Origin of the sequence: Pseudomonas sp. SK, assembly GCF_012975065.1 — a bacterium.
In the GTDB taxonomy this organism is placed as follows: domain Bacteria; phylum Pseudomonadota; class Gammaproteobacteria; order Pseudomonadales; family Pseudomonadaceae; genus Aquipseudomonas; species Aquipseudomonas anuradhapurensis.
On sequence record NZ_CP051857.1, the window covers coordinates 1563814 to 1589674 of the forward strand.

Genomic DNA, 25861 nt, shown 5'->3' on the forward strand with positions numbered 1-25861 from the left:
CCTCGCTAACGTGTTGTGCGCTTCCGTCTGCGGAAGGGCGCGGGTTGGTGTGGGATTTAAATTAGCGCGCAATTAGTTAGTGCGCAAGATAAATTTTTGCCATTCGTCCGAACGGCCCTCCCGCTACCCATTGTCAGAGGTTCTTTTGCAGGTTCTCGCGCAAGGTCAGCAGGTCGGCCTGCAACTGCTGCAGCTGTTCCAGGCTGCGCCCACTGGCCTTGAGAATGCACTGCGGCACTTCCCTGGCGCGCTGTTGCAGCGCGCGGCCTTTGTCGGTCAGTTGCACCAGCACCACCCGTTCGTCTTCGCGGCTGCGGTTGCGCTGCAGCAGCCCTTCGCTTTCCAGGCGCTTGAGCAGCGGGGTCAGCGAGCCGGGGTCGGTGAGCAGATGCTGGCTGATCTCACCCACGGTCAGGCCATCGCGCTCCCACAGCACGAGCATGGCCAGGTACTGCGGGTAGGTCAGGCCCAGGGCCTGCAGCAGCGGTTTGTAGACTTTGGTCATCAGCAACGAGGTGGAGTGCAGGGCAAAGCAGACCTGGTTTTCCAGCAGCAGCTCGTCACAGGAGGCTTGGGTGTCGGCGTTCATGCAGGTCCTTGAAAGTTAACCAATGGGTAAGTCTGGCACGCTGATCATTAGTGCGCGCGTTACTTGTGCAATTCGCTGCGCAAAGCCAGGTCCCAGGGTGGAATCGGGCTGAAGCGGCTCTTGAGAAATTCGAGCAGCAAACGGCTGCGAGAGTTCGTTTCGTGTTCCAGGCGTAGCGCGTAAATACCGCTGGTTTCGGCTTGCGGCAAGCCGCCGTCGCAAAACAGTGGTACCAGCTCGCCGCGCAGCAGGTACTCGCTGATCAACCAGGTGGGCAGGTGGGCGATGCCCAACCCGGCGAGCGCCCCGAACAGCAGGGTCTCGGCGTTGTTCGCGGCCATGCGCATGCGTGCGGGGCGGTACAGGCGGGTTTGCCCGGCCACGTTGAAGCGCCAGGCAAAGGGCGGCGCCAGGCCGTCCCAGTCCAGGCCGTCGTGCCCGGGCAATTCGCTGGGGCAGGTGGGGATGCCGCGGCTGGCCAGGTAGGCGGGGCTGGCGCAGGCGATACGCACCATGTAGGCCAGTGGCGTGGCGACCAGCCGGGTATCGGCCAGCGGGCCGGCGCGCAGCACCAGGTCGACTTCGCCGAGGTGGCTGCCATGCAGGTCGACGAAGCTGTCGATCAGGCGCAGTTGCACGTCCAGGCCCGGGTAGGCCACCAGGAAGTCGGCAATGGCCGGCGCGAGGTGGCGGCGGCCAAATGCGGCCGGGGCGTCGATGCGGATCAGGCCTTCGGGGGCATTGCTCAGCGACACCGCTTCGGCGCGGGCCAGGCGCAGTTCTTCGATGATGCGCCTGGCCCGTTCGGCGAAGGCGTTGCCCGCGGGAGTGGCGCGCACGGCGTGGGTGCTGCGGGTGAACAGGCGGCTGCCTACGGCGCTTTCCAGGCTGTCGATGCGCCGGGCTACGGCGGACGGGGTCAGCGGGTGGCGGCGTGCGGCAGCAGAAAAGCTGCCGGTTTCCAGCACATCGAGAAACAGGCTCAGTTGGTCGGTGAGGGTATCGGGGCTCATGGCTGCCTTGCTTGTGCGGATAACGCAAAGCCATTGTGCGCTGCTATGCGTTTCCCCGCCAGCCCGCAATGGTTAGCATGCCCGCATCGTGTGTGTACAGGCAGAGAGGCCCTGATGATCGAGTGGGTGTTGTATATCGTGCTGGGCGCTGCCCTGGGCACCATGGGTGGCCTGTTCGGCATAGGTGGCGGGTTGATCGCGATTCCGGCGCTGGGCGTGCTGTTTGGCCTGGACCAGCAGCTGGCCCAGGGGACGGCACTGGTGATGGTGGTGCCGAACGTGCTGCTGGCGCTGTGGCGCTACCACCAGCGTAACCGCATCGAACTGCGCCACGCCGTGCCATTGTCGCTGTGCAGCTTCGTGTTCGCCTGGCTGGGGTCGATCTGGGCGGTGGGGCTGGATGCGCACTCCATGCGCCTGGGCTTTGTCGGCTTCCTGGTCGCCCTGGCAGTGTGGAACGTGGCGCGGATGTTCATGAAAGTTGCGCCGCCGAGCGCTGAGCTGCGTCACCCCTGGCCATGGCTGGGCGTGCTGGGCAGCTTCGCCGGCACCATGGGTGGCTTGTTCGGCGTGGGCGGGGCGGTGGTGGCCACGCCGATCCTGACCAGTGTGTTCGGTACCACCCAGGTGGTCGCGCAGGGGTTGTCGCTGGCCCTGGCGGCGCCGAGTACCTTGGTGACCTTGCTCACCTATGGGGTGCACCATAGCGTTGACTGGGGGGTAGGCATCCCGTTGGCGGTGGGCGGCTTGCTCAGCATCAGCTGGGGCGTGAAGCTGGCCCATGCGTTGCCGGAGAAGGCGCTGCGGGCGATGTTCTGCGTGTTCCTGGTGGTGTGCGCGGTGATGCTCGGGTTTGAGCTGTGAGGGCTTTGCGGCCTTGTCGCGAGCAAGGCCGCTGCTACAGCAGCCCCGGGCTCACTTGAACCCTTCGATGATGTAATCGGCCATGCAATCGGTAATCGGCGACGCACTCTGCGTACTGCGCACCAGCATCACATTGGCCACCGGCAACTGCGGCAACCCTTCGTTCTCGCCCAGGATGCGCAGGTTGCCGCCAATCAGGCTGTGCAGCTGCGCGGTTACTGCCAGCCCGGCCGTGACGATGGCAAAAATCGCCGCCAGGCTCGGGCTGGTATAGGCGATGCGGTAATCGATGCCCTGGGCCTCCAGGGCATTGCAGGTCCAGGCCCGGCAGAAGCAGTCACTGTTGAACAACGCCAGCGGTATCGGCCGTTGCTCCTGCGGGCAGAAACCGTCGGCGGCGGCCCATACCAGGCGCTCCTGGCGCAACAGTTGGCCAATTTCATTACCCGGTTCGCGGGTGACGATGGTCAGGTCCAGGTCCTGGCGCAGCATCAGTTGTTTGGACGACTCGCAATGCACCTCTACCTGCACCAGCGGGTAGGCCTGGGCAAAGCTCGACAGGATGGTCGGCAGAAAGCGCATGGCGTAGTCGTCCGGCGTGCCGATACGGACCATCCCGACCATGTGCGGCATGCGCAGGGTATTGAACACTTCGCCGTGCAGCTTGAGGATACGCCGGGCATAACCCAGCAGCACCTGGCCTTCGGCGGTCAGCCGCACCTGGCGGCCGTCGCGCTCGAACAGCTGGCGTTGCAGGATGTCTTCTTCCAGGCGTTTCATCTGCATGCTCACCGCCGACTGGGTGCGGTTGACCACCTCGCCGGCCCGGGTGAAGCCACCTTGCTCGGCGATGGCGACAAAGGTGCGCAGGACGTCGGCGTCGAGACTCTGGTACTGGGACATTGCATCAATCTCCGAGATGCATGGCATCAGAAACATTCGTTGGATTGATCTTATGCCCGGCCGCAGACTGGAGCCATCAACACGGAGGGCTTCACGATGAAAGGTCATGTCAGCAGCATCCAGCAACCTGCCTTTTCCCTGAACCACCTGTGGCATGCGGCCGCACACCAGCTGGCGCGGTGGTTGCAGTTGTACCGCCAGCGTCAGCAGCTGGCCAGCCTCAGCGATGCCACCCTGCACGACCTGGGGTTGAGCCGGGCCGACATCCAGCAAGAGGCCGAGCGGCATTTCTGGGATGACCCGCTGCGTAAGTGAGCGAGGGGGTTGCAGGGGCTTGGCTTGGGGTTTTCAGCGCCGGTGAGATCGAGCGCCGCCCGCGCGGCGTGCGATCTCACCGGCAACCTAAACCCCAAGGCATACACCCATCACCCTCAACGCCGTACCTGCTTCAGCGTTTCGGCAATCAGAAACGCCAGCTCCAGTGACTGGTCGGCATTCATCCGCGGGTCGCAGTGGGTGTGGTAGCGGTCCGACAAGGCATCTTCGGTAATCGGCCGGGCACCACCGATGCATTCGGTCACGTTCTGCCCGGTCATCTCGATGTGGATGCCGCCGGCATGGCTGCCCTCGGCCTGGTGCACCTGGAAGAACTGCTTCACCTCGTCGAGGATCTGCGCGAAGTCGCGGGTCTTGTAGCCACTGCTGGCCTTGATGGTATTGCCATGCATCGGGTCGGAACTCCACAGCACCTTGCGCCCCTCGCGTTCGACCGTGCGGATCAGCCCCGGCAGGTGGTCGCCCACCTTGCCAGCCCCCATGCGCACGATCAGGTTCAGGCGCCCGGGGTCGTTGGCCGGGTTCAGCGTGTCGATCAGGCGAATCAGCTCTTCGGGGTTCATGCTTGGGCCAACCTTGACCCCGATCGGGTTGTGCACGCCGCGCAGGAATTCCACATGGGCACCGTCCAGCTGCCGGGTGCGGTCGCCAATCCACAGCATGTGGGCCGAGCAATCGTAGTAGTCGCCGGTCAGGCTGTCCTGGCGCACGAACGCTTCTTCGTAATTCAGCAGCAGTGCTTCGTGGGCGGTGAAGAAGCTGGTTTCGCGCAGTTGCGGCGCGCTGTCCAGGCCGCACGCGCGCATGAACGCCAGGGTTTCATCGATGCGGTTGGCCAGCTGGTGGTATTTGTCCGCCAGCGCCGAGTTGGCGATGAAGTCCAGGTTCCATTTGTGCACCTGGTGCAGGTCGGCAAACCCGCCCTGGGCAAAGGCACGCAACAGGTTGAGGCTGGCGGTGGCCTGGTGGTAGGCCTGCAGCAGGCGTTCCGGGTCGGGGATGCGGCTCTTGGCGTCGAAGCCGATGCCGTTGACGATGTCGCCACGGTAGGCCGGCAGGGTGATGTCGCCGATGGTTTCATCGCCCGAGGAGCGTGGCTTGGCGAATTGCCCGGCCATGCGCCCGACCTTCACCACCGGGCAGCCGGCAGCAAAGGTCATGACGATGGCCATCTGCAGCAGCACTTTGAAGGTGTCGCGGATCTTCGCCGCCGAGAACTCGGCGAAGCTCTCGGCGCAATCGCCGCCCTGCAGCAGGAAGGCGCGGCCTTCGGTGACTTCGGCAAACTGCCGGCGCAGCTCGCGTGCTTCGCCCGCGAACACCAGCGGCGGATAGCTGGCCAAGGTCTGTTCGACCTTCAGCAGGTGCGCGGCGTCAGGGTAGGTCGGTTGCTGCTGGATCGGCAGGGCGCGCCAGCTGTCAGGGCTCCACGGTTGGTTCATCTCGGGCTCGGTCTGGTCGGTTGTAGGCTATCGGGCCATGGTAACAGTTGGCGCCGTGCTTGTTGCAGCAAGGGTGTTGGCGGACAATGCGCGTTTTTGCGCGGTTGGGTGGTGAACATGACGACGGAACGGCAAGAGCGGCTACTGGCACGGGTGGAAGATGCCTTTGGTGTCATCAGCGTGTATGAAGTCGACGACTACCGCTTTCTGGAGTTTGGCGATGCGATCGAGCAGAGCTGCGTGTTCACCGCCGACCCCAGCTGGCTGGAGTACGACTATACCCGCGCCATGCTGGTCGGGGCGTTGTGCCACGAACAACCGGAAAGCGCGCTGTTCCTCGGCCTGGGTGCCGGCACGCTGACCCAGGCGTGCATGAAGTTCCTGCCACTGGATGACATCGAGGCCATCGAGTTGCGCCCGGACGTGCCGCGCCTGGCCATGGAATACCTGGGCCTGGATGACGACCCGCGATTGTATGTACGCATCGGTGATGCCCTGGAGCTGCTGCCCACGGCGGAAAAGGCCGACCTGGTGTTCGTCGACCTGTACACCGACCATGGGCCGGGGGTAGGGCACCTGGCGTGGAACTTCCTGGAAAGCTGCCAGCAGCAGCTCAACCCCGGCGGCTGGCTGGTGATCAACCAGTGGGCCACCGACGACGGCAAGCCGCTGGGCGCAGCCTTGCTGCGTGGCTTGTACCACCGGCACTACTGGGAACTGCCGGTGAAGGAGGGCAATGTCATCCTGCTGGTACCGGCGGACCTGGAGCAGACCCTGGACCTCGACGGGCTGCGGGCGCGCGCCGAGGCGCTGGCGCCACGGTTGGGCTACAGCCTGGAAGGGCTGATCCGCGAGATTCGCCCGGCCACCTGATGGCTGCCGCGGTCGAGGTAGGCGCGGGTTCGTGTCGCGAAAGGGCTGCCCAGCAGCCCCAGCAATAGCGGCATCACCACTGGAATACCGGGGCCGCGTTGCGAGCCTTTCGCGACACAAGGCCGCTGCTGCGCCGACCCTGTCTGTGCCCAGCGGATTATCGATTCAGCTTGCGCTGATTGATGGCTCGATACTGGCCGCAGTTTGCGAAAATTTTCCTCACGTCCCTGCACTATTTCGGGTATAGTACGCGCCGGTCTTTTAGCGGACCTCAAAATCAGGTGGTGCAAACCCTCCGAGTCCAGCTTCGGCTGCGCGTCCGCTAGGCGGACTTTCCCAAGTTTTCTTTTTCAATCGTTTTCGCAAATCCCCGCCGCCAAAGCTGCCTGGGTGACCTGTCGGTCTTTCATGGCTTGTGCAGCTTTGGAGCATGGGTCTTTGCGGATGCACCTAGAGGCAGACCCATGACCCAGGAAACCGGCGGCTTCGCCGCTCTCGATCTCAATCCGAACATTGTTGCTGCCGTTCTGGCGACCGGCTACGAAGAGCCGTCCGCCATTCAGCAACAATCGATCCCGATCATCCTCGCCGGTCACGACATGATCGGCCAGGCGCAGACGGGCACCGGCAAGACCGCTGCCTTCGCCCTGCCGATCCTCAACAAGATCGATGTGAGCAAGCGCGAACCGCAAGCCCTGATCCTGGCGCCAACCCGTGAGTTGGCGCTGCAAGTTGCTACCGCTTTCGAAACCTACGCCAAGCAGATGCCGGGCGTGAACGTGGTCGCCGTCTACGGTGGTGCCCCAATGGGCCCACAGCTGCGGGCGATCCGCAATGGCGCGCAAATCGTCGTGGCCACCCCGGGCCGCCTGTGCGACCACCTGCGTCGTGACGAAAAGGTGCTTTCCACCGTGCAGTACCTGGTCCTCGACGAAGCCGACGAGATGCTCAAGCTGGGCTTCATGGACGACCTCGAAGTGATCTTCGATGCCATCCCGGCCAGCCGCCAGACCGTGCTGTTCTCCGCCACCCTGCCGTCGTCGATCCGCTCGATCGCCGAGCGTCACCTGCGCGAGCCCAAGCACGTCAAGATCCAGAGCAAGACCCAGACCGTTACCGCGATCGAGCAGGCCCACCTGATGGTCCACGCCGACCAGAAGATCCCGGCTGTGCTGCGTCTGCTGGAAGTGGAAGAGTTCGACGCGCTGATCGCCTTCGTGCGTACCAAGCAAGCCACCCTGGACCTGGCCGCCGCGCTGGAAGCCAAGGGCTACAAGGCTGCCGCGCTGAACGGCGATATCGCCCAGAACCAGCGTGAGCGCGTCATCGACTCGCTCAAGGATGGCCGCCTGGACATCGTCGTCGCCACCGACGTTGCCGCCCGTGGCCTGGATGTACCGCGCATCACCCACGTGTTCAACGTCGACATGCCGTACGACCCGGAGTCCTACGTACACCGCATCGGCCGTACCGGTCGTGCCGGTCGCGATGGTCGCGCACTGCTGCTGGTCACCCCGCGTGAGCGCCGCATGCTGCAGGTTATCGAGCGTGTTACCGGGCAGAAGGTGGCCGAAGCGCGCCTGCCGAATGCCCAGGCCGTGCTGGATGCCCGCATCAAGAAGCTGACTTCGAGCCTGGCGCCGCTGGTAGCCGAAGCCGAAGCCACCCATGGCGAGCTGTTCGACCGCCTGACCAACGACCTGGGTTGCAGCGCGCGTGCCCTGGCTGCCGCCCTGCTGCGCAAGGCCACCAATGGCCAGGCGCTGGACCTGGCTGCAGTCGAGCGTGAGCAGCCGCTGGTGCCAAGCTTCACCCCGCGTGAGCGCAGTGGTGAGCGTGCTGAGCGTGGCGAACGCCCGGAGCGTGGTGACCGCGAGCGCCGTGCGCCGATGCCGCTGGCCGAAGGCCGTGTGCGTTGCCGTACTGCCCTGGGTGCCCGCGACGGCATCGCGGCCAAGAACCTGCTCGGTGCGATCCTCAACGAGGGCGGCCTGGCCCGTGACGCCATCGGCCGCATCCAGGTGCGCGACAGCTTCAGCCTGGTCGAGCTGCCGGAAGACGGCCTGGAGAAGCTGCTGTCCAAGCTCAAGGACACCCGCGTAGCTGGCAAGCAGCTGAAGCTGCGCCGCTACCGCGAGGATTGATCCTGGCGCAATGAAAAAATCCCCGGCTCAGGTCGGGGATTTTTTTTGTCTGTGCCTTTTTGGGGCTGCTTTGCAGCCCATCGCGACACAAGGCCGCTCCTACAAAGGATCGCGTACTCCATGGTGATGCGTAACCCTGGTAGGAGTGCGTACTCCATGGTAACGCGTAACCCTGGTAGGAGCGGCCTTGTGTCGCGAAAGGGGCGCACAGCGCCCCCGGCTATCTTCAGTCGAACCGATAAATGTCCATCCCCAACGCCCCCAGGGTAAACCCTTGGTGCACCACGCCACATTTGCCCCCCGCCCCAAGGGCAAAGAACAGCGGCAGCAGGTGCTCATCGCTGGGATGGTTACGCACCGCATTCGGTGCCAGTTGCCGGTAGTCCAGCAACGCTGCCTGGTCATCGGCTTGCAGCTTTTCCACCACCCAATCCCTGAACGCCAGCGCCCAAGGTTCGATCACCTCCGGCCCGGCGTGCCAGTCCAGTTCACCCAGGTTGTGGGTGATGCTTCCTGAACCAATCAGCAGCACACCCTGGTCACGTAGCCCGGCCAGCGCCTGGCCCACCTTGAGTTGCAATGCCGGCCCCAAATGGCTGGGCAGCGAAACCTGCACTACAGGAATGTTCGCATCCGGGTACATCAGCGACAACGGTACCCAGGCGCCATGGTCGAACGGGCGTTGCGGGTCCAGCCGGGCCGGCAGCCCGGCAGCGCTCAGCAGGGCGCTGACCTGCCGGGCGAGGGCGGGCTCGCCCGGCGCCGGGTACTGCACTGCATACAGCGCCTGCGGGAAGCCATGGAAGTCATGCCAGGTCTCGGGCCGTTCACTGCCGGTCACCAGCAGTTCGCGGCTTTCCCAGTGCGCCGATACCACCACGATCGCTTTCGGTCGCGCCAGGCGGTTGGCCAGCCCGGCCAGCGCTGGCCCGCTGGCCCCGGGTTGCAGGGCAAGCATGGGGGAACCATGGGAAATGAACAGGCTGGGCAGCATGGCAGAGTCCTGGCGGTTAAGATGTGTTCATCTTCGAACAACTACACATCGAAATCCAAACCAAGTTTTACCGGTAAACCATCTAAAAATCGGGAGTGATCATGGAGCCAGCGTTCTGGCAGCAGCGGTGGGCCGACAACCAGATCGGTTTTCATCAGGCGCAGGTGAACCCCTACCTGCAAAAGTATTGGCCACAACTGCAGCGGCTGCCGGGCAGCCGCGTGCTGGTGCCGCTGTGCGGCAAGAGCCTGGACCTGGCCTGGCTGGCCGGGCAGGGGCATCGCGTGGTGGGCATCGAGCTGTCGCGGCGGGCGGTGGAGGATTTCTTCCACGAGCATGGGCTTGATGCCGAGGTGCAGCAGCGCGGGGCGTTCGAGGTCTGGCGCAGTGGCGATCTGGAGCTGTGGTGCGGTGATTTCTTTGCTCTGCAGCCGGAGGATGTTGGCGACTGTACAGGGCTGTATGACCGGGCGGCGGTAATCGCGCTGCCGCCAGAGATGCGCGCACGTTACCTGCAACGATTGTCGGCATTGCTGCCGGCGGGGTGTCGCGGGCTGGTGGTAACCGTGGATTACGACCAGGCGCTGCTGGACGGGCCGCCGTTCTCGGTCGGGGATGAAGAGCTGCGTCAAGGCTTGGCCGAGCGGCAGGTGGACGAGTTGGAGGTTGCAGAGGTCATCGAGCAGAGCCCGAGGTTTGTGCAGGCGGGAATTACCAGCCTGTTGGAGAGGGTGTATCAGGTAAGCCGCTGATTGCTGTGTTGCCAGGGCAGGCGTGTACAAAAAAGGGCGACCGAAGTCGCCCTTTTTTGTCACTGGGTGAATCAACCGCGACGGCGCAGGGCCTCGATACGGTCTTCCAGCGGCGGGTGGCTCATCAGCAGGCCGGCCAGGCCGTGCTTGAGGCCGCCATTGATGCCGAACGCCTTCAGGGTGTCAGGCATGTGCACCGGCAGGCCTTGCTCCACGCGCAGGCGTTGCAGGGCGCCGATCATCGCAGCAGTACCGGCCAGCTGCGCACCGGCCTCGTCGGCGCGGTATTCGCGGCGGCGCGAGAACCACATCACGATCATGCTGGCCAGGATGCCGAGGACCAGTTCGGCAACGATGGTCGCCACGTAATAGGCAATGCCCTGGCCTTCTTCGTTCTTGAAGATGACCTTGTCGACGAAGTTGCCGATGATGCGTGCGAAGAACATCACGAAGGTGTTGACCACGCCTTGCACCAGCGCCAGGGTGACCATGTCGCCGTTCGCCACGTGGCCGATTTCGTGGGCCAGTACCGCGCGCACCTCATCGGGCGAGTAGCGCTCCAGCAACCCCTGCGATACCGCGACCAGCGCGTCGTTGCGATTCCAGCCGGTGGCGAAGGCGTTGGCCTCGTACGCCGGGAAGATACCCACCTCGGGCATTTTGATGCCGGCCTCGCGGGACAGTTCCTCGACGGTTTGCAGCAACCACTGTTCGTGGCGGGTGCGCGGCTGGCTGATGATCTGGGTGCCGGTGGTCATCTTCGCCATCCACTTGGAGATGAACAGCGAGACGAGGGAGCCGGCGAAGCCGAACACGGCGCAGAACACCAGCAGGCTGCTGAGGTTCAGGTCGACCCCGTTGGCGGCCATGAACCCGTTGAAACCGAACAGGCTCAGGGTAATGCTTGCAACCAGCACCACCGCGAGGTTGGTGGCTACAAACAACAGAATGCGCATCATGGTTGTTACGTTCTCCTGACGGATGAGTTGTCGCTTACTGCGGGGTATATAAGGTGCCGGCCGTGCTGATTCAATCGGGTGACTATTTCAAACTGTGTACGGCGGAGTATGGCAGAGGATGGCAGGGGGGCTGTGGGATAGAGCGTTGCAGGATGTAAGAAGCGGCTCATGCCTTGAGATCTCCGGTTGCGTTGAGATCGAGCGCCGCCCACGCGGCGCATCGCGGATGAAATCCGCTCCTACATTGGTTGCAACGTGCCGAACCTGTTACGCCATGGTTGCCTGCCCTGGTGTAGGTCTCAAGGCAGGCGAGGCGGCATCAATGCCAACCCCGAAATCCCGTCATGCCAACAAGGCTTACAACCATGGCCTCACAGGCATGGTCACGTTGCAACAAATGTAGGAGCGGATTTCATCCGCGATGCGCCGCGCGGGCGGCGCTCGATCTCCCAGGCTGCGCAAGGCCCAAGCCATGCACCAAGGCTGCCAACCATGGCATAACAGGTTCGGCACGCGGGCGACGCGCAATCTCGCCGCCCCCCAACCTCCGTCAAACCTTACTGCGAATACCCTTTCAGGAAATTGCCAATCCGCCCGATCGCCGCTTCCAGGTCATCCACCCGCGGCAAGGTCACCACGCGGAAGTGGTCCGGCCATGGCCAGTTGAACGCTGTCCCCTGCACGATCAGCAGCTTTTCCGACAGCAGCAGGTCGAGGACGAATTTCTCGTCGTTATGGATCGGACACACCTTCGGGTCGATCTTCGGGAACGCATACAGCGCGCCCATCGGCTTCACGCAGCTCACCCCCGGGATATCGTTGAGCAGCTCGTAGGTACGGTTGCGCTGTTCCAGCAGGCGGCCCGGTGGCAGTACCAGATCGTTGATGCTCTGGTAGCCGCCCAGCGCGGTCTGGATGGCATGCTGGGCCGGTACGTTGGCACACAGGCGCATGTTGGCCAGCATGTCGATGCCTTCGATGTAGCTTTGGGCGTGGTGCTTGGGCCCCGAGATGATCAGCCAGCCGGAACGGAAGCCCGCCACCCGGTACGACTTGGACAGGCCGTTGAAGGTCAGGCACAGCAGGTCGGGCGCCAGCGAGGCGGTGCTGATGTGCACGGCTTCGTCGTACAGGATCTTGTCGTAGATCTCGTCCGAGAACACCACCAGGTTGTGCTGGCGGGCCAGTTCGAGCATGCCCAGCAGCAACTCGCGGGAGTACACCGCGCCGGTCGGGTTGTTCGGGTTGATGATCACCAGCGCCTTGGTGTTCGGGGTGATCTTGGCCTTGATGTCGTCAAGGTCGGGGAACCAGTCGGCCTGTTCATCGCACAGGTAGTGCACCGGCTTGCCGCCGGCCAGGCTCACGGCAGCGGTCCACAGCGGGTAGTCGGGGGCCGGGATCAGCACTTCGTCGCCGTTGTTGAGCAACGCCTGCATCGACATGACGATCAGCTCGGACACCCCGTTGCCGAGGTAGATGTCCTCGATGGTGACACCTTCGATGCCCTTCTGCTGGCAGTACTGCATCACCGCCTTGCGTGCACTGAACAGGCCCTTGGAATCGCTGTAGCCCTGCGCGGTGGGCAGGTTGCGGATCACATCCTGGAGGATTTCGTCAGGCGCCTCGAAGCCAAACGGCGCCGGGTTGCCGATGTTCAGCTTGAGGATGCGGTGGCCTTCCTCTTCCAGGCGCTTGGCGTGCTTGAGCACTGGGCCGCGAATGTCATAGCAGACATTGGCGAGCTTGTTCGATTTGCTGAACTGCATGATGGGATCCCGATTGAGAAAACGCGCTACGCCCCGCCGAAAGGTTTGAAAGGGCAGGAAGCGGGTGCCAGACTGAACGCCTGGCACACGAAGCCAACTAATATACGTGCCACCCGCGCCCCGGAAAAGACGGTGCACAGTGAAATTCAGCCTGCCGAGGTCCCTACATGCAAAAGATCGAGAAAACCCTGGAACAATGGCGCTCGATGCTCGACCCCGAGCAGTATCAGGTATGCCGCCTCAAAGGCACCGAGCGGCCATTCAGCGGCAAGTACAACAGCGAGCGCCGTGACGGTATCTACCACTGCATCTGCTGCGGCCTGCCACTGTTCGATGCGCAGACCAAGTTCGATTCCGGCTGCGGCTGGCCGAGCTTCTATGCCCCCATCGAGGACAGCGCGATGATCGAGATCCGCGACACCTCCCACGGCATGATCCGCACCGAGGTCACCTGCGCCCGCTGCGATGCGCACCTGGGCCATGTGTTCCCGGACGGCCCGCCACCGACCGGCCTGCGCTACTGCATCAACTCGGTGTGCATCGACCTGCGCCCGCGCGACTGACCGGAGCCCGCCACATGGCTGAAGCGATGCTGGATATCAAATGCGTGACCCTGGGTGGCGAGCACAAGACGCTCGGCGACTTCCCGGGCAAGGCGCTGTTGGTGGTGAATACCGCCAGCCAGTGCGGCTTTACCCCGCAATACAAGGGCCTGGAGCAACTGTGGCAGGCCTATCGGGCACGTGGCCTGGTGGTGCTGGGCTTCCCCTGCAACCAGTTTGGCAAGCAGGAGCCGGGCGATGCGCGGGAAATCGCCCAGTTCTGCGAGCGCAATTTCGGCGTGAGTTTCCCCTTGTTCCGCAAGGTCGAGGTCAACGGCCCGGGGGCCCACCCGCTATTCGTCGAACTCAAGCAGCGTGCCCCAGGCCTGCTCGGATCGCAGAAGATCAAGTGGAACTTCACCAAGTTCCTGGTCGATCCGGCCAGCGGCCAGGTCAGGCGCTATGCCCCCACCACCAAGCCGCAGGCGCTGCAGGCAGACATCGAGCGCCTGCTCAGCCGTTGACCGGCACCCAGTGGTCGATGAGTGCCAGCAGCTCTTCGCGGCGGAACGGCTTGGCCAGATAGTCGTTCATGCCTGCCGCCCGGCAGCGCTCGCGCTCCTCGGGCATGGCATTGGCGGTGAGGGCGACGATCGGCAGGTCGGGCCAACGGCCGCTCTGGCGGATACGTCGGCTGGCCTCGTAGCCGTCCATCACCGGCATGTTGCAGTCCATCAGCACCAGGTCGAAGGTGTCCTGCTCGAGCATTTCCAGGGCCTCGGCGCCCTGGGTCGCCAGTTGTACCTGGCAGCCCAGCTTGGCCAGCATGCCCTTGGCCACCAGCTGGTTGACCGGGTTGTCCTCCACTAGCAGGATCCGCGCGCGGCCTTGTTCCACGGTGATGGCCGGGCTGGCGAGCGGGTGTTCGGGCTCGAAGCCTTGCAAGGTGCGGCGCAGGGTCTGGTACAGGGCGTTGCGCGCCAGTGGCCGGGCCAGTTGATGCAGCGGGGCGAGGGCGACCGATTGTTCGCTGGGCAGGAAGTTGCCGTAGGCGGTCACCAGCAGGATCGGGGTCTTCAGCGCCGGGCGCAGTTCAAACAGGCGGTCGAGGTCATCGGTGATCAGCAGGTCGATGACGGCGGCATCCAGCGTGGCGCTGCTGTCATGGCGCTGGTAGGTCAGCCCCCAGGCGGGCAGCAGGTTCTGGAGCAACTCATCAAGCCCGCTGCCGGCCATGCTCAGTGCCGCCACCCGCCCGTGCAGCGGGGCCGGGGCGATAGCCTCGGTGTGCACGGCCAACGGCAGCTCGGCACTGAAGCGGCTGCCAAAGCCCGGCCGCGAATCGATGTGCAGGCGGCCCTGCATGGCCTTGCACAGGTTGTGTGTCAGCGCCAGGCCCAGGCCGGTGCCGCCGAACTGGCGGGTAATGCCGGCGCCGGCCTGGGTGAATGGCTGGAAGATGCGTGCCTGGGCTTCTTCAGGGATGCCGATGCCGGTATCGCGCACTTCCAGGCGCACGCCACCGACAATGGTGGTCAGGCGCACATCGACGCGGCCGAAACGGGTGAACTTGAGGGCGTTGGACAGCAGGTTGCTGACCACCTGGCGCACCCGCGTGGGGTCGCCCAGCACACTGCTGGGAAAGTCGCGGGCAATCAGGCAGGTCAGCTCGACACTCTGCGCGGTGTTCTGCGACAGCAGGTTGGCGGTGTCCTCGACCATCGAGCCCATGTCGAACGGGATGCGCTCCAGCTCCAGCTGGCCGGCATCGAACTTGGACAGATCGAGGATATCGTTGAGCAGCTCGACCAATACCTTGCCGGAGTCGTGGGCGATGGCCAGCTGCTGGCGCTGCTCGCTGGGCAAGGGGCTGTCCAGGGCCAGGGCGATCATGCCGAGCATGCCGTTGAGCGGGGTGCGGATCTCGTGGCTCATGTTGGCGAGGAAGGCGGAGCGCGCCTGGGCCATGTCCAATGCCCGGCGGCGGGCCTCTTCCAGTTCCTGGTTGGAGCGGCTCAGGCTGTTGTTGCTGGCTTTCAGCTCATTGGTGCGCGCCGAGACGATGTCTTCCAGCTCGTTGAGGTACTGGGTCAGGCGGTTTTCCGCATTGCGGCGCTGGTCGATCTCGGTGGCCATGCTGACGAACTGCTGGTTGGCGACCTTCACCAGCACACCGATCTCATCGTTTTCGTGGCCATGTGGGCAGTCCAGGCGGGTTTGCCGAGGCTTGCGCGGGTCGCGGCCACTGAGCGCACCGATCACGGTCACCAGCGGCTTGGTCAGCATCATGTAGAACAGCCCCAGGAGGATGCCGGTCAGCACCAGGCTGCGCGCGAAGCCGTTGACCAGGGTGACACCGGCGCGGTCGAGGAAACGGGCACCGAAGGAGTAGGTGTCCACCTCCAGGTACAGGTTGCCGAGGTAGTCGTCGGGCATGTGGGTCAGGTACAGGCGATCCTCGAACTGGCGCTGCTCGCCGAACAGGAAGTCGCTCAGCGAGCGGTAACGGTCCTCCATGCGCGGGCGCTGGACATCGGCCAGCACCATGCCGTTGTTGTCGCTCAGCCGCGCGCGGATGACCGCCGGCGATTGCAACAGGCCGCTGGTCAGCTCCAGGGCCAGCTCCGAGTCGATGTTGTAGGCGATGCGCGAGGCCGGGTTGTGGCTGATTTTCAGCAAGGCGCGCACTTCGCGGTTGATGGATGCGTCTTCGCTGGCATAATCGATGCCGATCTGGATGAGACTGAGCAATGTTCCCAGGATGAAGCCGACCAGGACTGTCAACCGGGCTTGCTTGTATGACAGGCGATTGGTGAACTTGATATCCATGAGTGCCGAGCCGGTTCCACGTTCCTTGCGCAGCGCAAGCATAGCCGATCAACCCCGGCTGCTGGTGGGTCTGTCGCACATTCAGGCTTGATTTGCTCAATTGTCAGTGCCGGCCGGTTTGCCGCTGAAGCTGCTCCCGCGGGGTTATCACTGCCCTTGTAGCCCGTGGTGTACCTGCAGGCGCGGCTGCAGCCGCGAACAGGCCGGCACGGCAGCCTTGAATCTGAATCCGTAGGAGTCGTCATGGACGCCCGCTTGATAGCTTTCCTGGACCGCGCCGAATCGGTACTGGCGCGCCTCGACCCCCTGTTGCCGGCACAACGCCCGGACATCGACTGGGGCACCACCCTGGCCGCGCGCTGGCAGCGCGACGGCCGCAGCGGCTACCTGCTGCCGCTGGAGGTCAGCCTGGACATCCGCCTGAGCGACCTGATCGGTGTCGACCAGCAGCGTGACCAGCTGGGCCGCAACACCCTCCAGTTCATCAACGGCATGCCCGCCAACCATGCGCTGCTGTGGGGCTCGCGTGGCACCGGCAAGTCGTCGCTGGTACGCGCGCTGCTGGCCGAACACGCCAGTGCCGGCTTGCGCCTGATCGAAATCGAACGCGACCACCTGGCCGACCTGCCACGCGTGGTCGAGCAACTGCAGAAACTGCCGCAGCGCTTCATCCTGTTCTGCGACGACCTGTCGTTCGAAGCCGGGGAGGGCGACTACCGGGTGCTCAAGAGCGTGCTCGATGGTTCGCTGGAACAGGCCCCGGACAACGTGCTGCTGTACGCCACCTCCAACCGCCGCCACCTGGTGCCGGAAAAACAGAGCGACAACGAAAACTGGAAAATGGTCGACGGCGAGCTGCACCCCAACGAAGCGGTGGAGGACAAGATTGCCTTGTCCGACCGTTTTGGCCTGTGGCTGTCGTTCTACCCCTTCAGCCAGGAACACTTCCTCAACGTGGTCGAGCACTGGATCGGCCAGCTGGCGCGCCCGGCCGGCCTGCGCTGGCAGCGTGACGAAGCCCTGGACATCCTCGCCGTGCGCTGGGCTACCGGCCGCGGTAACCGTAATGGCCGCTGTGCCTATCAGTTCGCCCGCTACTGGGTCGGGCTGCAATTGCTGGAGCAAAACTGAATGATCGACCTCAATGCCAGTGGCGCCGGACTCGACGGCTACAACCTGCTGGCGGCGCAAGTGCAGGCGCTGTTTGCCGACGAACGCGACTTCATCGCCAATGCCGCGCAGTTCTCGGCGTTTCTGTATCACCAGGTGGACGACCTGAACTGGGCGGGGTTCTACCTCAACCGCAACGAAGAGCTGGTGCTCGGCCCGTTCCAGGGCCAGGTCGCCTGCGTGCGCATTCCGTTCAGCAAGGGCGTGTGCGGGGCAGCGGCGGCCACCCGCCAGACCCAACGAGTGGAAGACGTGCATGCGTTCCCGGGGCATATCGCCTGTGACAGCGCGTCGAACAGCGAGCTGGTGATCCCGCTGGTGAAGGAGGGCAGGTTGATTGGTGTGCTGGACCTGGACAGCCCGAAAATCGGCCGCTTCAGCGAGGAGGACCAGGCAGGGCTGGAACGGTTGGCAGCGATCTTCCTGCAATTGACGGACTGTTCACTCCCCTAATCGATTGGCATAGCCAATACCCATAAAGGCCCAGTTTCGGGCCTTTTCTTTTCGCTATCCACAGCCATTTAACCTGCCGCGGGTGTATTACGCACCTAGCATTTCTGTCAGTTTTCAAAGTTCAAACTTGGGCGTCCAATGGTGTGCAACTGACGGCAGCCTCTTCGCTGCTGGTTGTTATCCGCACCTATTTCAAAGGGACGCTCATGAAGGTTAATCCTTTTGCGCATGTCACGTTGGCGAACGACTTCAACTATCCGGCTCCTGAAGTTCCAGCAATCGTGAAAGACGAGGCCGGCCAGGAATACCCCGGAGGCATCCTGTTGCGTGCTGCGCTGGACGATGACCTCGAAGTGATCGTTGACGCATGGGACTTTTCAGAGAATCCGTTGTACTCCGACCTGCTCGAGGTGGGTTGGCGCCCTGAGGGCGCTGCATTCATCACGGTGAACAGTGAGGAATTCTGGCCGCCGATTGATCCCGGTGCCAAAGTCATCACCGTTCCGCGTGATCGGTTGACTCAGGGCCGCTTCCACCTCTCTTACCGGATTACGCGTACTAACAATACCACGCCGTCAGTGGACAAACTGGTTACCGTTGACAGGGCTCCGCCAAATGAGGGCCAGCGGCTTACTGCTGCGATATTCCCTGATGAACTGGTTGGCATCATCACCGATGAGTATCTGACCCAGCACGGTGAAGTGCAACTCAGAGTGCCCAGTTATCTTGGCATGGTTGAGTTCGATGAGGCGGTGTTTTACTGGTCCGAATTCGACCCGTTGCCCGACGGTCACCCGGTTGCCGGTGAGCATAGGTTTTCCAAGGAGGAGATCGATAACCGGCGGCTGTTCCTGGCAATGGGTGAGGCGGATATCCGCGCCAGTGGTGGAGGGACTCGCTATTTCTACTACCGCCTGTACGACCTGGCGGGTAACGAGAGCGCTGTCTCCTATGCATCTCCCATTCAGGTCAACCTGGTGCCTGCACCGGCCAAACTGCCGCCACCGCGCATACCACTGTCGATCCGCGGGCTGATCGACCGGGAGCATGCCCGCGAAGGGGCTGCCGAGCAGCGCGGAGTTACCGTCGAAATCGATGCTTACGACAATGCCGAAGCATCCCATTTCATTGAGGTTGACTGGGGCGGGCAGCGCCTCAGCGAGTTTCCCGTCGATCCGGCTGCATTCCCATTGAGTGCATACGTGCCTTGGCCCGCGCTGGTTGCCAATGGCTTGGGGCCGGATGCCGTATCAGTGTCTTACCGAGTGCGTTACGGTGCCAATTACTCAGCACCCTCACCCGTTGCCACGGCCCCCTTCGACTTCACGATTGCCGGTCAGGACCATGCAATGGCACCGGCATTGCTGAACACAGACCTGGCCAAGCTGGAAGTTCGCGGGGCGGTTTCCGACCTGCCCAACGAACTGACTGCACAGGATGAAGGCGAGAATGCGCGAGTACTGCTGCCGTTATTCGACGATCCCCTGCCGGGTGAATACCTGGAGATATTCTGGGGCACAGTGGTTGAACCTGCCGATCGTTACGATGTAAAGCCGGGGGATGTCGGCGGGCAGCTGCTTGAATTGTCGGTGCCCTGGCGGATCATCGAGCAGGATAAGAACAACACCGCCTTGCCGGTGTTCTACGTCACCGACAATGGGGTTAACCAACAATTGGCCCCCACCACTGCGGTGCGGGTTGTTGTCGAGCCCATCACCGGTCTGCCGGCCCCGGATATTCCCCAGGCCGATACGTCAGGCTACCTGAACTGCTCGACCATGCCACCGATCTGGGAAGGCGTGACGATCCGGGTCGAAGGCAATGACAACTTTGCCGAAGGCGATACCGTCGAAGTCGCCTGGCTTGGCCACGAAGACCTGGGTGGCCTGCGCCCGATCCCGTCCACGGCCTTCAGTGCGAGCAGGTTCCTGAGCAAGGATGAGGCCGAAAACGGTTTTGAGGTAACCGTACTGCCTTATGACGTTCATATCGAACCGATGGAAAAAGAGGCCTCGGCCATTATCAGTTATGAACTGACCAAGTTGGCGGGCGGTTACGGTAAGTCGCAAAGGGCACTGTTCTACATCGACAGAACATTGCCGAGTGGTGAAATCTGCAAGCCCGGATATAAATGTGCCACCAAAAATCGAACGTTTTACCGCGTGCTGGCTAGAGCTGCGCGGCGTTTAATGGGACTGTTGTCAGGCCATTCAAAGATGAATCGAGGATAAATATCATGAGTATTGAGGAACGAATCACCGCTGTTGCAGCACGTGTCGCGGCACGAAATTTTCGCTTGAGGATGGCAGACGAACTTGATCCGCCTTCGTTCAGTAGCAAGAACCCGCTGTTGCCAGATACAACCGATGATGACCCGCACCAGTTGCATAAGGATCAACGTGGCACCAATTTGACTATTGATGTGAACCCTTTCGACCAGGGCGAAGATGGCAAACCGGGAAGCATCACTCTCTACTGGAACGGGATAGCGGTGGGCGCGCCGTTTAACTTCACGACGCCGATCGCCGATTTTCCTGTGGAGTTGACGCTGCCAGGATCGGAGACGACGGTGCAGGGGAGTTTTCCCTTGTCATATGAAGTCGAGATCTTCGGTAATACCACCCCGTCATTGCCGTTGACGGTGAATATTGATACGACAGCGCCCAATAATAACCGGCCCGGTGCACGGGTGACTTTGCCGCCCGAAGTGGAGGCCAATGGGATCACCAAGGAATACCTGGATGCCAATGGTGGCAAGGTAGTGGTCAGTGTGCGAGGTGATTATGCAGACGCCAAGATCAATGACGTAGTGACGCTCTGGTTCGGGCCCTCGATTCCCTTGGCGAAAAAAGTCGGGAGTTTCACTCGTGCCGACTTGGTTGTTCCGGTCACGATTGAGCTCCTGGAAGCTGATATTAGTTTTGAGGGAAACAGTTCGCTGTTCTATAAGCTCACCGACCGTAAAGGAAACGAAGGACCGGATTCTGAGTACAAGACCGTCCCGGTGATGTTGACGCCTGCGCCAACGAATCTTAAGCCGCCGCTGGTGCCAGTCGCGGACGATGGCCTGGTCGACTATGCCGATGCCGTGCAGGGCGTGAAAGTCGTGATCCCGGCCTACACCAACTGGTTTGCCAACGACCGCGTGGTGGTGACTTTCGACGGAACTGACCATGCGCCACAGCAAATGCCCCAGGGCGGCGCCACAGTCAATTTGCCCTTTGCGCTAATCTATAGCGGCAATTACGGGGAGAAGGATTCCCGGGTCACCTATCGGATCGAGCGTAATACGAAGCCCTATCCGGAGGCTGTCGGCAAGGACTTCAAGGTCGACCTGCGCATGCCGGGGCCAGACCCGGAAGATCCACCGAAAGAAGTCCATCCGGACTTGAATATCCTGACGGTCAAAGGGGCGGTATCGGCAGAAAACGTATTGACCGAGGATGACGCCAACCAGAACGTCGAAGCAACAGCCGCCATCTACCCGAATGTCGCTGATGGTCAGTTTGCACAGCTGTGGTGGAACGGAAAGGATACTGGTTTGAAAGTGGATTTGGACAGTAATTCTACCGAAATCGCTTTCACCATTCCTTGGGATATCGTCAAGGACGGCGGCAATGGCGATGCCATCCCTGTCCATTATGCAGTCGGCCATGCCCTGAACGAAAACGTCTATCTTTCGGGGCCGCAGCCTGTGGACGTCTCCGGTATTGAGATCGTGTTGCCGGAGCCGACCTTCCAGCACCTGGACCCAAAGTACAATGTATTGAACTGCCCATCGCTGCAAGTACACGACGGTGCATTGTACGCCGAGATCCAGGTGCCGGGAGGAGACATGCGGCTTGCCGACAAGCCGCTGACCTTTATCTACCAAGGCTGGACTGATGACACAGGTACCATCCCGATTGACGGCACCAGCCATACGTTCTCCTATACCCCGAATGAGGACGAGGTACGCGATGGCTTCACTGTGCTGCTGCCTTATGAAACGGCACTGAGAGATACCTTGCAGGCATGGGGTAGTATCCATTTCACTGTGGATATCGACGGGGTGCCTGGAGCCCCTTCGAAACGTCACCTTGTCGATGTGGAGGTTCGACGTCCAGGCAACCTGGCTTGCGAGATCCCGCTGCGCGGCAAACGTTGACGCGGAAACAGGGAACGCCGACGCGATTCCCTGCTTCATGAGCCAATGCACTAATGATAAGGGGGCGCAGGCTCCCCTTATCATTTCACCTTGCGGGACATCTATAAGCAGTAGGGTCTCAATGCTTTCTCCGTTATTGCCTTTTTGTAAGTTTGTGTACACCACCCGCACTCGGTATGGCGTCACACACTGGTGGCCAACGAGCGCCGTTCAAAGATGAAGCGAGGTAAAACATTATGAGCACTAAAAACCGCATCACTGACGCTGCAGCACATATGGCGACACCTGGTTCTCGCTTGAGAACTGCATTTGTTGATGCCCCTGCTTTCAGCAGCAGGAACCCGCTGTTGGCAGATACAGCAGATGATGCTCCGAACCAGTTGCCTAAACACCTGCGCGGCACCGATTTGACGATTGATGTGCCAGCCTTCGATCAGGGCGAAGATGGCAAACGGGGAATTATCACTCTCTACTGGAACGAGGTAGCGGTGGGCACGCCGTTTTCCTTCACGACACCGATTCCCGATTTTCCTGTGGAGTTGACGCTGCCAGCATCGGAGACGATGGTGCAGGGGCATTTTTTCTTGTCATATACGGTCAATCTTGTCGGCAACATCACGCCATCGTTGCTGTTGGAGGTGAATATCGATACGACAGCGCCCAATAATAACCAGCCCGGTGCACGGGTGACTTTGCCGCCCGAAGTGGAGGCTAATGGGATCACCAAGGAATACCTGGATGCCAATGGTGGCAAGGTAGTGGTCAGTGTGCGAGGTGATTATGCAGATGCCAAGATCAATGACGTAGTGACGCTCTGGTTCGGGCCCTCGATTCCCTTGGCGAAAAAAGTCGGGAGTTTCACTCGTGCCGACTTGGTTGTTCCGGTCACGATTGAGCTCCTGGAAGCTGATCTTACTTTTGAGGGAGACGGTGCCCTGTTCTATACGCTCACCGACCGTAAAGGAAACGAAGGACCGGATTCTGAGTGCAAGACCGTCCTGGTAAGACTGACGCCCGCGCCTTGATATCGCTAGGCTCTGTACGAAAAGTCTTGAGACGCAGGTCAGGCAAGGCGAAAACAGCCGAGGAAGCGGAGTGTACTGGAGTACATGAGCATTCCGAGGCTGTTTTCAACGCAGCATGAACAAGTATCAAGGCTTTTCGTACAGAGCCTAGAGCGTGATCGGCAGGCTCGTCAGGCCCCCTTTTTTCCCGGCGCCAGAAGAGGCTCGGGTTGCGCGTACTGCGGTTGAGTCGATCATCCAGGTTTGCAGATCGATCAAGCCTTGCTCATTCAATCTCAGGTGCAAGCGTCTGAGCATCTGATCGAACGTCCCCTGATTCCGCCAGCCCCGAAACCGTTGATACACTGTTGACCATGGGCCGAAGCGCTCCGGCATATCCCGCCACGCTGCACCCGAGCAGAGTACCCAAAGCACGCCGTCGAGCATCAGGCGGTCGCTCAGTCGCGGCCGCCCTCGGCCATGGGTCTCGATGAAGAGATCGGAGACCACACCCCAAGCCTCGTCCGAGAGTTCGTAACGCTTTGCCATCACAGAATTCCTTTCCGTTGATGGCGGGTGACTCTACAAAATCTCAGCTCTGGAAGCGCGACGATTGGATTTCTCGGGATTTCGTACAGAGCCTAGTTCAGAAATCGTAACGTAACCCCAGGTTGGCACCGTAAGGTTGCTCGATGGACTCGCCATGGATGTATTCCAGATCTACATGTACCTGCAGCCCCCCCGACAGTTGCACTGCCAGACCGGCGCCCAGTTCACCGCGCGAGCCGGACAGGTCGTTGTTGAATCGGTTGTTGTTCACATGCACGTCGTTACCTTTGGCGAACTCGTGGGCCAGGGCCGCGCGCAGGTAAGGCTGGAGTTTGCCGCCGCCCTGCAGGTCGAAGGTTCGCCCGCCGGTCACACCGGCCTTGCCCAGTAGCGAGCGGGTACGCTCGCCATCAGCTTCCAGGTCGTTGCTCAGGCTGAAGTCCTTGCCTTGGATGACCACCGTGGACCACTGGGTGAAGGGTTCGACGAAATAGCCGTGGTCCAGGGCCAGGTGGCGACCGAATTCGGCGGAAACGCCCAGGCCCAGGTTGTCGTAGTCGCCCTTGGCATGGCTGCCGTCGTTCACCGCGACCTTGGCCTTGTTCTGGAAGCGGTTGAACTTGGCCACACCGTCGAAGTAGTAGCCGCTCTCGGCATCCAGCCAGGTGGTGTATGCGCCCACGTAGTAGCTGTCGACGGTGCCGGAAGTGCCTTCTTCAAGGTCCAGGTCGGACTTGCTGTAGCCGAGCATGCCGCCGGCCAACCACTGGCCATCGCCCAGCGGCAGCCGCCCGTCGGCACCGAAGGACACGCCGTGCTGGTTCTGCTGATAACCTGTGCCGCTGCTGTCGGCGACGTTGTAGCGGTTGCCGTAGGTGCGCATCCACACGCCCGGCTGGCCACCATTGAAGCGCAGCTCGCCCATGCGGCTGCGCAGTGAGGTGAGTTCGCCGTACCACACGGTCGGTGCGGTGTTGAACAGCGCCATCACCGAGCGAGTGCCGGGGCTGACGGTCTTTTTCTCCGGATCAAGGAACCACTCGGTGCCGCCGCTGCCATCCTGACGCGACTCCAGCCCATAGGCCCAGGCGCCTACGGCCACGGGACGGCCGTTGTACAGGCTGAAGCTGGCGTCACCCTGGCCGGTGCGTACCAAGGTCAGCTGTTCCGGTGATACAGGGTCCTTGCCGGAATCGGCCACCAGCAGTTGGTGGTTGCCGGTGGCGTTGCCCGACACCACCAGGGTGTCGTGGGCATTGCTGGCGAAGTCGACGTTCATTGCGAACACGCCGTTGCCCGCCAGGCTCTGCAGGTTGAGGGTGTAGAAATTGCTGCCGCTGCCCATGTTCACGGTGCCATCGTTCAAGGTCAGGCTGCCGACCTGGCTGTCTTCGGTCATGGTGTAGCTGGATTGCCCGCTGATATTCAATTGCTCGACATTGCCCAGGCGCCCGCTGAAGTGCGACCGGTTTTCCAGGTTCAAGGTGCCGTTGCCACCGGCCTCCACCTCGAATGCGCCGCTCCAGCGCGCCTGCTGCAGCGTGACGTCTGCGCTGCTGCCAGCCTCGACGCGCATGGCACCCTGCAGGTCGACCTTGCTCAGCTCGACCTCTGCCGCCGAAGCTTCACGGACCTGCAACAGGTTGCCATCAGCACCGATCAGTTGCGCACCGTTGCGTATTGCAATGCTTGCCTGCGCGCCATCCTCTACCAGCAAAGCCGGACCTGATCGGCCTTCAACCGTAGTGCCGTCGAGCACTGCGCTGCTGTTGCCGATACCTTCCCCGTCCGAGGCCAGGCGCACGCCACTGGCATCGCCGCTGATCGAGCCGCCGGTGGCATCCAGGGCACCACCCAGCAGGTTGACGCCTGTACTGCCGACACCGGTACCGCGCACCTGAGTATTGACCAGTACCAGACGGCTGGCGCCAGTCACCTGGGCGCCGATTTCGCCGCCAGCAATCTGGCTGTTATTGATCAACGCCTGGGAGCCGTCGATGGAGCCTCTCAGGCGGTTGATAGACACGCCCAACCTATCACTTTCAATGAGCGAATTATCGACGGTAGCCGAAGCATTGGTTACGGTCAGGGCCGGAAAGAGCCCGCCCTGCACGGTGCCGCCAGTGATTCGCACGTTGGAAGCGGATTGGATATTCAATGATGTGGTTGTCGCACCATCGACAATTAACTTGCTTTTATTGCGTACGGTGTAACCGTCGGTTGGCGTAGTGACATCGATGGTGACGGTATCGCCGTTATCGATGATTACCGCCTGGGCAACAGGCGCAGTTAATAACAGGGGAATCGTCGCAATATACAAGGGTTTGAGCTTGAGCGCAGTAACCGCAAATGCTTCTTTCATGGGAACTCCATGTGGTAGAGAATTGCGCGCCATTCCAGCAGGAGAGACTGATGTGGTCTGTAGGAAAAATCAGCAAAACACCCTAATAAAGCCATCTTTTGGCGACTGCAGAAATCTGCTCCCATGATAAGTCAGCAGTTGTATCCAGCCACCTAACAGTTTTATCA

The 25861-nt window shown here is 61.9% G+C and carries 20 protein-coding genes and 2 pseudogenes; 12 read left to right on the forward strand and 10 right to left on the reverse strand.

The genetic code is table 11. The features are described 5' to 3' along the window. Nucleotides 1-133: 133 nt before the first annotated feature. Together HG549_RS07215 and HG549_RS07220 are read right to left on the reverse strand one after the other, a co-directional pair. On the reverse strand, nucleotides 134-589 hold the full coding sequence (locus HG549_RS07215; protein ID WP_170028872.1) for a MarR family winged helix-turn-helix transcriptional regulator: 456 nt from the start codon (nucleotides 587-589) through the stop codon (nucleotides 134-136). Between the two features lie 59 nt (nucleotides 590-648). Next, nucleotides 649-1602 (reverse strand): LysR family transcriptional regulator, encoded by a 954-nt coding sequence (locus HG549_RS07220; RefSeq protein ID WP_170028873.1) that lies wholly within the window; start codon nucleotides 1600-1602, stop codon nucleotides 649-651. A 114-nt stretch (nucleotides 1603-1716) separates the two neighbouring features. On the opposite strand from HG549_RS07220, the gene HG549_RS07225 reads away from it, so the two are divergent. Continuing rightward, on the forward strand, nucleotides 1717-2466 hold the full coding sequence (locus tag HG549_RS07225) for a sulfite exporter TauE/SafE family protein (RefSeq protein ID WP_170028874.1): 750 nt from the start codon (nucleotides 1717-1719) through the stop codon (nucleotides 2464-2466). A gap of 51 nt (nucleotides 2467-2517) precedes the next feature. On the opposite strand, the gene HG549_RS07230 is transcribed toward HG549_RS07225, so the two are convergent. Then, on the reverse strand, nucleotides 2518-3369 hold the full coding sequence (locus tag HG549_RS07230) for a LysR substrate-binding domain-containing protein (RefSeq protein ID WP_170028875.1): 852 nt from the start codon (nucleotides 3367-3369) through the stop codon (nucleotides 2518-2520). 96 nt (nucleotides 3370-3465) lie between these two features. Here HG549_RS07230 and HG549_RS07235 point away from each other — a divergent pair, with 96 nt between their 5' ends. After that, the gene (locus HG549_RS07235) at nucleotides 3466-3684 is read left to right on the forward strand and encodes a DUF1127 domain-containing protein (protein ID WP_170028876.1); all 219 of its coding nucleotides are present in this window, start codon (nucleotides 3466-3468) and stop codon (nucleotides 3682-3684) included. 116 nt (nucleotides 3685-3800) lie between these two features. Here the strand turns inward: HG549_RS07235 and HG549_RS07240 are convergent, their stop codons facing one another. Next, complete coding sequence (locus tag HG549_RS07240; RefSeq protein WP_003247094.1) at nucleotides 3801-5147, reverse strand: class II 3-deoxy-7-phosphoheptulonate synthase; 1347 nt, start codon at nucleotides 5145-5147, stop codon at nucleotides 3801-3803. A gap of 117 nt (nucleotides 5148-5264) precedes the next feature. On the opposite strand from HG549_RS07240, the gene HG549_RS07245 reads away from it, so the two are divergent. Further along, nucleotides 5265-6020, forward strand: coding sequence for a spermidine synthase (locus HG549_RS07245; protein ID WP_170028877.1), 756 nt, complete (start codon nucleotides 5265-5267; stop codon nucleotides 6018-6020). A gap of 430 nt (nucleotides 6021-6450) precedes the next feature. Continuing rightward, nucleotides 6451-8164 (forward strand): annotated as a pseudogene (locus HG549_RS07250) (DEAD/DEAH box helicase). 226 nt (nucleotides 8165-8390) lie between these two features. Here HG549_RS07250 and HG549_RS07255 read toward each other — a convergent pair. Beyond that, on the reverse strand, nucleotides 8391-9158 hold the full coding sequence (locus HG549_RS07255; protein ID WP_170028879.1) for a class III extradiol ring-cleavage dioxygenase: 768 nt from the start codon (nucleotides 9156-9158) through the stop codon (nucleotides 8391-8393). Between the two features lie 101 nt (nucleotides 9159-9259). On the opposite strand from HG549_RS07255, the gene HG549_RS07260 reads away from it, so the two are divergent. Beyond that, nucleotides 9260-9910: a thiopurine S-methyltransferase gene (locus HG549_RS07260; protein ID WP_170028880.1), complete on the forward strand. Its 651-nt coding sequence runs from the start codon at nucleotides 9260-9262 to the stop codon at nucleotides 9908-9910. 71 nt (nucleotides 9911-9981) lie between these two features. On the opposite strand, the gene htpX is transcribed toward HG549_RS07260, so the two are convergent. Together htpX and HG549_RS07270 are read right to left on the reverse strand one after the other, a co-directional pair. Further along, nucleotides 9982-10869 (reverse strand): protease HtpX, encoded by an 888-nt coding sequence (htpX, locus tag HG549_RS07265; protein ID WP_170028881.1) that lies wholly within the window; start codon nucleotides 10867-10869, stop codon nucleotides 9982-9984. 557 nt (nucleotides 10870-11426) lie between these two features. Beyond that, nucleotides 11427-12638 carry a pyridoxal phosphate-dependent aminotransferase gene (locus HG549_RS07270; RefSeq protein ID WP_170028882.1) on the reverse strand — a complete coding sequence of 404 codons (1212 nt, stop codon included), beginning with the start codon at nucleotides 12636-12638 and terminating at the stop codon, nucleotides 11427-11429. 167 nt (nucleotides 12639-12805) lie between these two features. On the opposite strand from HG549_RS07270, the gene msrB reads away from it, so the two are divergent. Together msrB and HG549_RS07280 are read left to right on the forward strand one after the other, a co-directional pair. Further along, a complete protein-coding gene (msrB, locus tag HG549_RS07275) occupies nucleotides 12806-13201 on the forward strand; it encodes a peptide-methionine (R)-S-oxide reductase MsrB (RefSeq protein ID WP_112251862.1) in 396 nt (131 codons plus the stop codon). Between the two features lie 14 nt (nucleotides 13202-13215). Then, nucleotides 13216-13704 (forward strand): glutathione peroxidase, encoded by a 489-nt coding sequence (locus HG549_RS07280; RefSeq protein WP_170028883.1) that lies wholly within the window; start codon nucleotides 13216-13218, stop codon nucleotides 13702-13704. Here the strand turns inward: HG549_RS07280 and HG549_RS07285 are convergent. Further along, entirely contained in the window at nucleotides 13694-16051 is a 2358-nt protein-coding gene (locus tag HG549_RS07285) for a response regulator (protein ID WP_170028884.1), read from the reverse strand. The two genes, HG549_RS07280 and HG549_RS07285, sit on opposite strands and share 11 nt — an antisense overlap. A 201-nt stretch (nucleotides 16052-16252) precedes the next feature. Here HG549_RS07285 and HG549_RS07290 point away from each other — a divergent pair, with 201 nt between their 5' ends. The 5 genes from HG549_RS07290 to HG549_RS07310 all read left to right on the forward strand — a co-directional run bounded on the left by HG549_RS07290 (nucleotide 16253) and on the right by HG549_RS07310 (nucleotide 22804). Beyond that, on the forward strand, nucleotides 16253-17140 hold the full coding sequence (locus tag HG549_RS07290; protein ID WP_170028885.1) for an ATP-binding protein: 888 nt from the start codon (nucleotides 16253-16255) through the stop codon (nucleotides 17138-17140). Next, nucleotides 17141-17632, forward strand: coding sequence for a GAF domain-containing protein (locus tag HG549_RS07295; protein ID WP_170028886.1), 492 nt, complete (start codon nucleotides 17141-17143; stop codon nucleotides 17630-17632). Between the two features lie 143 nt (nucleotides 17633-17775). Then, complete coding sequence (locus tag HG549_RS07300) at nucleotides 17776-19863, forward strand: hypothetical protein (protein WP_170028887.1); 2088 nt, start codon at nucleotides 17776-17778, stop codon at nucleotides 19861-19863. Nucleotides 19864-19868: 5 nt separating this feature from the next. Beyond that, entirely contained in the window at nucleotides 19869-21779 is a 1911-nt protein-coding gene (locus tag HG549_RS07305; protein ID WP_170028888.1) for a hypothetical protein, read from the forward strand. Nucleotides 21780-22015: 236 nt separating this feature from the next. Continuing rightward, nucleotides 22016-22804, forward strand: a complete 789-nt coding sequence (locus HG549_RS07310) for a hypothetical protein (protein ID WP_170028889.1) — start codon at nucleotides 22016-22018, stop codon at nucleotides 22802-22804. A 127-nt stretch (nucleotides 22805-22931) separates the two neighbouring features. On the opposite strand, the pseudogene HG549_RS07315 reads toward HG549_RS07310, so the two are convergent. Both HG549_RS07315 and HG549_RS07320 read right to left on the reverse strand, forming a co-directional pair. Next, nucleotides 22932-23332 (reverse strand): annotated as a pseudogene (locus tag HG549_RS07315) (IS5 family transposase); the annotation flags it as partial. A 97-nt stretch (nucleotides 23333-23429) separates the two neighbouring features. Then, nucleotides 23430-25694, reverse strand: a complete 2265-nt coding sequence (locus tag HG549_RS07320; protein ID WP_170028890.1) for an autotransporter outer membrane beta-barrel domain-containing protein — start codon at nucleotides 25692-25694, stop codon at nucleotides 23430-23432. Nucleotides 25695-25861 lie beyond the last annotated feature (167 nt).

Bases quoted from the DNA above. Each gene is read 5' to 3' on its own strand.
- HG549_RS07215 (WP_170028872.1), bottom strand. From the start codon at position 589: ATGAACGCCGACACCCAAGCCTCCTGTGACGAGCTGCTGCTGGAAAAC.
- HG549_RS07220 (WP_170028873.1), bottom strand. From the start codon at position 1,602: ATGAGCCCCGATACCCTCACCGACCAACTGAGCCTGTTTCTCGATGTG.
- HG549_RS07225 (WP_170028874.1), top strand. From the start codon at position 1,717: ATGATCGAGTGGGTGTTGTATATCGTGCTGGGCGCTGCCCTGGGCACC.
- HG549_RS07230 (WP_170028875.1), bottom strand. From the start codon at position 3,369: ATGTCCCAGTACCAGAGTCTCGACGCCGACGTCCTGCGCACCTTTGTC.
- HG549_RS07235 (WP_170028876.1), top strand. From the start codon at position 3,466: ATGAAAGGTCATGTCAGCAGCATCCAGCAACCTGCCTTTTCCCTGAAC.
- HG549_RS07240 (WP_003247094.1), bottom strand. From the start codon at position 5,147: ATGAACCAACCGTGGAGCCCTGACAGCTGGCGCGCCCTGCCGATCCAG.
- HG549_RS07245 (WP_170028877.1), top strand. From the start codon at position 5,265: ATGACGACGGAACGGCAAGAGCGGCTACTGGCACGGGTGGAAGATGCC.
- HG549_RS07255 (WP_170028879.1), bottom strand. From the start codon at position 9,158: ATGCTGCCCAGCCTGTTCATTTCCCATGGTTCCCCCATGCTTGCCCTG.
- HG549_RS07260 (WP_170028880.1), top strand. From the start codon at position 9,260: ATGGAGCCAGCGTTCTGGCAGCAGCGGTGGGCCGACAACCAGATCGGT.
- htpX (WP_170028881.1), bottom strand. From the start codon at position 10,869: ATGATGCGCATTCTGTTGTTTGTAGCCACCAACCTCGCGGTGGTGCTG.
- HG549_RS07270 (WP_170028882.1), bottom strand. From the start codon at position 12,638: ATGCAGTTCAGCAAATCGAACAAGCTCGCCAATGTCTGCTATGACATT.
- msrB (WP_112251862.1), top strand. From the start codon at position 12,806: ATGCAAAAGATCGAGAAAACCCTGGAACAATGGCGCTCGATGCTCGAC.
- HG549_RS07280 (WP_170028883.1), top strand. From the start codon at position 13,216: ATGGCTGAAGCGATGCTGGATATCAAATGCGTGACCCTGGGTGGCGAG.
- HG549_RS07285 (WP_170028884.1), bottom strand. From the start codon at position 16,051: ATGCTTGCGCTGCGCAAGGAACGTGGAACCGGCTCGGCACTCATGGAT.
- HG549_RS07290 (WP_170028885.1), top strand. From the start codon at position 16,253: ATGGACGCCCGCTTGATAGCTTTCCTGGACCGCGCCGAATCGGTACTG.
- HG549_RS07295 (WP_170028886.1), top strand. From the start codon at position 17,141: ATGATCGACCTCAATGCCAGTGGCGCCGGACTCGACGGCTACAACCTG.
- HG549_RS07305 (WP_170028888.1), top strand. From the start codon at position 19,869: ATGAGTATTGAGGAACGAATCACCGCTGTTGCAGCACGTGTCGCGGCA.
- HG549_RS07310 (WP_170028889.1), top strand. From the start codon at position 22,016: ATGAGCACTAAAAACCGCATCACTGACGCTGCAGCACATATGGCGACA.
- HG549_RS07320 (WP_170028890.1), bottom strand. From the start codon at position 25,694: ATGAAAGAAGCATTTGCGGTTACTGCGCTCAAGCTCAAACCCTTGTAT.